This window comes from Methanomicrobiales archaeon (genome assembly GCA_030019205.1).
In the GTDB taxonomy this organism is placed as follows: Archaea; Halobacteriota; Methanomicrobia; order Methanomicrobiales; family JACTUA01; genus JASEFH01.
In genome coordinates this window covers 1-7160 of record JASEFH010000044.1, presented here as the reverse complement: position 1 = coordinate 7160, position 7160 = coordinate 1, and the positions used below count along the sequence as shown (strand labels likewise).

The window sequence follows — 7160 nt, the reverse complement described above, 5'->3', positions numbered from 1 at the left end:
ATCCGCCTTTCCGTCGAAGATGGGCTGGAGAAGTTTCGGGATCTCCATTCCGTTGTACTGGAAGTCGGCGTCGGTGTTGACGACGATATCCGCCCCGAGTTCTACGGCGGCGTTCAGGCCGTCCCGGAAGGCTTTTGCGAGCCCGAGGTTCCTCTTGTGGGAGATGATGTGGTCGGCGCCGGCGTTTCGTGCGACTTCCACCGTGTTGTCGGTCGAGCCGTCGTTGATGACGAGCACCTCGACCCGGTCGATCCCGTCCATGGTGCGGGGGATTTCCCTGATGACGTCGCCGATTGAGTGCTCTTCGTTGTATGCGGGGATTGTTACGATGAGTTTCATGCTTGCGTGCCCTTCAGGGGTTGTCCCGGATCGTTTTCTCCTGCTGGTGCCCGGTCTGAATTGAAGATGTATCGTCCATGTGCCTATTCTCCCGCAAATACCACTCGTTCGCCCGCATCAAATCGTGCGGCGTCCCGACGTCGATATGGATACCGTCGATGACGCGGTAGCGGACGTCCATCCCTCCGTCGACCTGGAGTCGGATCGCGTCGGTGAGCTGGTACTCGCCCTTGTGGCCGGGGCGGGTGCGGGCGATGGCGTCGAAGATGCTGGTTTCGAAGACATAGGCCCCGAGGGCCCCCAGGCTGCTCGGGGCCTCCTCGGGGCGGGGTTTCTCGACCATCCCGGTGATGCGGTCCCCGTCGGGGCGGATGATCCCGTGGCGGGTGACATCCTCCACCACGGCGACGCCCACGGTAGTGTCGGGGCGGTGCTCCGCGTGGTAGGCAATGAGGTCGGCGAGGAAGGTCTTCGGAGCAAAGAAGTTGTCGCCGAGGACGACCGCGAAGGTGCCGTCGATGACGTGCTCGGCAGCGGCGACGGCATTGGCCAGCCCCAGGCGCTCCTCCTGCACCACGTAGGTGAAATGGACCCCGAAGCGCCTTCCCGAACCCAGGTAATCGGAGAGTCCGTGCTTGTGGGGGCTGACCACAATCGCAATATTCTCGATGCCGGCGATCTGCATCGCCTCCACGACGTGCTCGATCACGGCCTTCTCCCCGACGGGGAGGAGCTCTTTCGGGATCGCGTTCGTGAAGGGACCGAGACGGGTCCCCGAGCCGGCGGCCGGGATGATGCCCTGTTTTACGGTCATGCCCCCTCCCCTCTGCTGCATGGATGGGGCTTCCTGCGGGTTGGAGTGCAGGCTCCCGCAGAGCGAGGGACAATTGCCATGGTAATTATCGTTCTCTCCGTATGTTCATATTAACGATCTCATTTTCCCGTATCGGTCCGGAAACGGGAGATGGACACACTCCACCGCGGTAAAGCGGAAGCCTGAAAGAGATGGATCCGGTAGAGTGCATTCGGGAGGTGCCCCCCTCCGTGCAGGGTGGTGCCCTACCAGCATATGCCCTCTCTGTCCTCCCTTGCAAGGATCCTCCGCCCCTCGATGATGACACGGTTCCGCATGCGGTCGAATGCACCGTCGAGATCGCGGAACTCCGCCCACCCGGTCATCACCAGGCAGCCATCCGCCCCCTTCACGGCATCTCTCGCGGTGGTGCAATACTCCACCCGGGGGAAGAGGGCCTGCATGGCGGGGATCGCCAGGGGATCGTAGGCGGCGATGGAGGCCCCCTTCCGGAGGAGCTCGCGGATGACGGGGATCGCCCGCGAGTCCCGGATGTCGTCGGTGTCCTCCTTGAAAGCGAGGCCGAGGACCGCGATGCGTTTTCCTCGAAGGTCGCCAATCCGCTGCTCGAGGAGGGAGACCATCCGCAGCGGCTGCCGCTCGTTCACGTCCATCACGGATCGCAGGAGCACCGGGTCCTCGCCGAGGTCCCTTGCGAGGTGGATGAGGGCGGAGACGTCCTTCGGGAAGCAGGAGCCGCCGAAGCCGGCCCCGGCATCGAAGAAGTGCGGGGAGATGCGGTGGTCCAGTGCGACGCCCTTCATCACCTCGTAGACATCGATCCCGAGTCGCTTGCAGATATTCCCGATCTCGTTGGAAAAGGAGATCTTGGTGGCGAGAAACGCGTTCGAGGCGTACTTGATCATCTCGGCGGCGACGATGCCCGTGCGGAAGATGGGGGCATCGATGCCCCTGTAGCTGGAAGCGACAGTGTCGAAGGATCGCGAATCGTCGCAGCCGATCACGATGCGGTCGGGGTGCAGGAAGTCCTGCACCGCCCTGCCCTCCCGAAGGAACTCCGGGTTCATGGCAAACCCGATATCGCTCTGCCCCGCATGCTCGAGGACGAGCGGTTTGACGACACGATCCGTCGTTCCGGGCGGGACCGTGCTCTTCACCGCCACCACGTGGGAGCGTCCGCTCCCTGCGAGCGTATCCCCGATGGAGCGGCTCGCCGCCTTGAGCATGGAGAGGTCGGCGCTGCCGTCTTCGGCCGGAGGGGTGCCCACGCAGATGAAAATGAGGTCGGAGCGGGAGACAGGCCCGTAATCCGTACCGGCCAGCAACCTTCTGCCGGCGTTCCGTTTCAGCAGTTCTTCGAGACCGTGTTCGTGGATGGGCGGGATACCGGCGTTGATCATCTCCGCCTTCTCGGGGGTGCGGTTGATTGCGTGGACGGTATGCCCCAGCTCGGCGAAGCATGCCGCCGTGACCAGACCTACATAGCCGGCACCGATCACCGAGATGATCATCCGTGGCCCTCCCCGGGTTTATCAAAGCCCATGAGTGCCCCCGGATTCTTCTTCTGGCGTGCAAGACAGGCAGTTCTGAACCAGGATGCGTGCTCGAATGCGGGTAGTTCAGGGGAATCGCGGCGAGGATGGGGTATATGCGGGAATGTAGGCTGATTATTGCGAGCGTGCATCGCATGCCTGCCGGGATTTGCTTCTTTGTGGGCTACCGTTTCCATCCTCCATCACGGGAATCGAGTAAAATCAGGGATAATGTTTCGATGTCGGGGTATATGTGTTAATCGAAAAGAGATATCGGGAAACGGAGCAATTTCTGAATCCGATTCGGGAGCATGGTCGTTCAAGGCGAACAATCTCTCCTGGAAGGAATCGAGAGGTATTCGGCACGGGAAGATCCGCGGTGCATCTCTGCACCTGTCCCCGGATACCCCGTCGACGGTTCTTCCCCCGGAGAGGGGGATCGTGCGATGATTACCGGGGAAAAGCCTCTCTGTCGCACGAAGGGGCAGCGATACCTGTATCCGGGGAACACCGGAGCGCCGTCGCCATGCTCCCGATGAGGATCTCGAAAGAGTCCCCTATTCAGAGTTTATTCTGCACCGCAGCCATGAAAGAATCCCGGATCTCCTCGAGCCTCTTCTCGTCCTCCGCCTCGAACCGCAGGATCAGGTACGGCGAGGTGTTGCTCGCCCGCACCAGCCCCCAGCCGTCGGGGAACTCCACCCGCACGCCGTCGGTATCCACGATCCCGATCTCCGCCCCCTCTCCCTTCATCCGCCGGAACTCCTCTTTTACCTCCTCGACGATGGCGAACTTCCGCTCCTCCGGGACCCCGATGCGGATCTCCGGGGTGGAGTAATACCGCGGGAGGGTGGCGAGGATCTCGGAGAGTCTCCTCCCCGACCGCGAGAGGATCTCGATCATCTTCGCGCTCGCATAGAAGGCGTCGTCGATGCTGTGGAACGCGCGGAAGAAGAAGTGGCCGCTCATCTCCCCGGCGACGGCGATCTCGGGCTCCTCCTTCATGCGGCGCTTGATGAAGCTGTGGCCGGTCCGCCCCATCACGGGGATGCCGCCGTGGGCCTCGATGTCCTGCGGGAGGAGGCGGGAGCACTTCACCTCGAAGAGGATCTTCGCGTTCGGTCCTGCAGCCAGGGCGTCGCGGGCGAAGATGGCGAGGGCCTGGTCGCCGCGGACCACCTGCCCCCTGTCGTCCAGGAAGACCACCCGGTCGGCATCGCCGTCCATCGCGATCCCGAGATCGCAGTTCTCGCCCTGGATCGTCTCACGGAGAGGGTCCAGGCTCTCCTCGACCGTGGGGTCCGGGTGGTGGTTCGGGTAATTGCCGTCGGGCTCGTTAAAGAGGTAGATCGCCTCGACGCCGAGGGCATCGAGGATGCTCCGGATCACCGGCCCGCCGGTGCCGTTCCCGGTGTCCACGGCGACCTTGAGCCCCACTGTGCCGTCGGGGATCGAGATCTTCTGGATGAGGTCCTTTCGGTAGAGCTCCGCCACCGCCTCTTCCCGGAACCGACCGGGCCGCTCTGCGGGAGGAGCGCATCCGTCCTCCTCGACGATCCGCTTCAGGCGCTGGATCTCCGTATCGATCAGGGGGATCGCCTGCCGCATCGCGAGCTTGAAGCCGTTGTACTCCTTCTCCAGGTGCGAGGCGGTCACCATGATCCCGCCGTCCGCGCCGAAGCGGATGACGGCGAAGTTCAGGAGCGGTGTCGGGACCGTTCCCACGTCGATCACGTCCACGCCGCTCGCCCGGAGGCCCCGCGCCAGGGCTTCGCGGAGCGGGGGCGTGGAGAAGCGGTTGTCGCCCCCGATGACGACGGTCTCCGGCGACAGCATCGTCGCGAACGCCCGTGCGATCGCTTCTGCCTCCCTCTCCGCGAAGTCCTGCCCGTAGACGCCGCGTATATCGTATGCCCGGAAAATGGCTGGGTTCATCATCTGGCATTCACTCTGGAGGAGGGTAATCCCTGCCGGCTATTTATGGTGACGCTCGGGAGGGTCAGCAGGGGCGGGGAGAGACCTGTCCGCTGCACGGCCAGCCACGCTCCGCACGTCTCGGATGGGAGTCCTGATCCCCTATTCGCACCCCGGTATCGCACCGCATCGCTCCCCCTGCCAGGATGAGCGGGGCAGGCGAACGCGATCGTGCACGGGGAGAACTCCGGAAAGGATGCTCTTCGGAAGATTGTTCTGGGAGAGACGATCCCTGTCGCATCGAGGGGGTTGAGGTATGCGGTCTGCCATCCCGATTGAGACCCAATTCCTATCCGGGTCTGTACCGTTCCGTCCCGCAATCCCGTTGCAGTCTTCCTGCGGCATATACAGAGACGTATCGCAGGGAAGGGCCCTCTCCCCCAATTACCCACCCCTGCACAATGATAGCCGCATGCTGCTCATCCTCACCATCGGGAGAGAGTTTTGAGGATCCTGACATGGTTGCTGCTGCCCGCGAGGCGGACCCGCTCGACAGAGATCGGACGGGCTCCCCGTCCAGTGCAGACCCGATCGCAATGCAGGAGAGGGAGCATAAGGAAGTACTCCCGGCGTCGCCCTATGACAGACCCGGACGGGGAGGTCCGGCACCTCCCCGTTCCCGAAGCAGGACAGGGGAGTCCATCCGAATAGCCTCCAGCGAGCCTCGACGGCGGATCCGCTCGCTCTCCATGGCAGACACTTTCGCCTCTGGAGGGAGACGCCCCTTCGCGATGATCGCGGCGTCTCACGAGGGAGCCGGACCCGAACGCGCCGCAACATACTCCCGATCGTTGTTCGTCCGAGCGTTTGCCCGCCATACCCCTCAAAAGGTATTTAGAGATGGCAAACCGGAATCCTGCAGGCATCTCCGGGAGCGGGATCGTGAACCTGGCGCTGGTCGTGCTGCTGCTCGACATGGTCTTTGCCGTGCTGATCGTCTATCTCGAGCGGAGGAACCCGACGGTCGCGCTCATCTGGCTTTTCCTGCTCTTTCTGCTGCCCGTTGTCGGCTTCGTGTTCTACCTGCTGCTCGGCAGAAGCTACCCCGGGGACGAGAGGGTGGGGTTCAAGGCGGGGGACGTCCTCTCGTTCGACCACAGCGTCGAGGAGCAGCAGGAGGGGATCGACAGGCACGCGTTCGCCTTCGCCGAAGCCCCGCTCAACCCCTACCTCGGCATGGTCCGCATGCTGCTCCGCAACAACCGCGCCCTGCTGACCCGCGACAACTGCGTGGAGATCTACGCGGACGGCGGTAGGGCGTTCGAGGCGATGCTCGCCGAGATCGGGGCCGCCCGCGAACACGTGCACCTGGAGTTCTACATCGTCAGAAACGACGCATTCGGGAGGCGGGTCGTCTCCCTGCTGGCGGAGAAGGCCCGGCAGGGCGTGGAGGTCCGCTTCCTCTACGACGCCATCGGCGGCTGGAGGCTGCCTCCGGGATTCTTTACGGAACTGAAGGCGGCAGGCGGGGAGGTTGCCGCCTACTTCCCGTTCATCCTGCCCACCCTCAACCTGCGCCTCAACTACCGCAACCACCGCAAGGTCGCGGTGATCGACGGGCGGGCGGGCTACATCGGCGGGCTGAACATCGGGGAGGAGTACCTGGGGAAGGACCCCCACTTCGGCTACTGGCGGGACACGCATATCCGGATCTGCGGCAGCGCCGTCCACCTCCTGCAGCTGCGGTTCATCACCGACTGGAACCGCTCCTCGAAGACGAAGATGCAGAGAGAGCCCCGCTACTTCCCGCCGCCGGAGAAGCGGGGGCGGACCGCCATCCAGGTGGTGTCGAGCGGTCCGGACCCCCGCTGGAACGAGATCGAGGAGGCGTACCTGAAGATGATCGTCACCGCGCGGGAGAGCATCTGGATCCAGTCCCCCTACTTCATCCCGAACCCGGGCATAATCAGCGCACTGCGGGTGGCGGCGCTCTCCGGCGTCGATGTCCGCATCATGGTCCCCGATCGGCCCGACCACCCCTTCGTCCTCTGGGCGACCCGCTCCTTCCTGGGAGAGCTCCTGGAGTCCGGGGTGCGCGCCTACACCTACAACGGGGGTTTCCTCCACAGCAAGACCATCGTGGCGGACGGCGCCGTCGCCTCGATCGGGAGCGCAAACTGGGACCTGCGGAGTTTCCGTCTCAACTACGAGACGAACGCCTTCATCTACGACTGCGCGGTTGCCGCCGAACTGATGCGGATGTTCGAAGACGATCTGCGGGCGAGCACCGAGATCACGCGGGAGGCGTACCGGAAGCGGCCCCTGTCCGTGAAGACCAAGGAGGCGGTGTCGAGGCTTTTTGCGCCCCTGCTCTGACCGGCTCCCGTGAGCGGGGGATCGGGCGGGGCGTGCAGGAGATTTTATTCAAGAAAAATCCTTCCAGTCGCGGGTGATCACGATGCATCTTTAGCCCGAACCATGTGGTAGCAGGAATGCAGGATGTCGTGCACACCTCCCTTCGAGGCTATCGTGACTTGCGGGGTGGGGGAACAGGGGGAGGG

General features: G+C 63.7%; 5 protein-coding genes. 1 reads left to right on the top strand and 4 read right to left on the bottom strand.

The window, feature by feature from the left end; translation table 11 throughout:
• The 4 genes from QMC96_12980 to QMC96_12965 form a co-directional block, all read right to left on the bottom strand.
• The coding region (locus tag QMC96_12980) for a glycosyltransferase family 2 protein (protein MDI6877669.1) at positions 1-339 on the bottom strand (339 nt) is incomplete at its 3' end.
• Positions 340-352: 13 nt separating this feature from the next.
• Positions 353-1153: a sugar phosphate nucleotidyltransferase gene (locus tag QMC96_12975; protein MDI6877668.1), complete on the bottom strand. Its 801-nt coding sequence runs from the start codon at positions 1151-1153 to the stop codon at positions 353-355.
• Between the two features lie 245 nt (positions 1154-1398).
• Entirely contained in the window at positions 1399-2664 is a 1266-nt protein-coding gene (locus tag QMC96_12970; protein ID MDI6877667.1) for a UDP-glucose/GDP-mannose dehydrogenase family protein, read from the bottom strand.
• A 582-nt stretch (positions 2665-3246) separates the two neighbouring features.
• A complete protein-coding gene (locus QMC96_12965; GenBank protein ID MDI6877666.1) occupies positions 3247-4620 on the bottom strand; it encodes a phosphomannomutase/phosphoglucomutase in 1374 nt (457 codons plus the stop codon).
• An 879-nt stretch (positions 4621-5499) separates the two neighbouring features.
• Here QMC96_12965 and cls point away from each other — a divergent pair.
• Entirely contained in the window at positions 5500-6975 is a 1476-nt protein-coding gene (gene cls, locus QMC96_12960; GenBank protein ID MDI6877665.1) for a cardiolipin synthase, read from the top strand.
• The last annotated feature ends 185 nt before the right edge of the window (positions 6976-7160 follow it).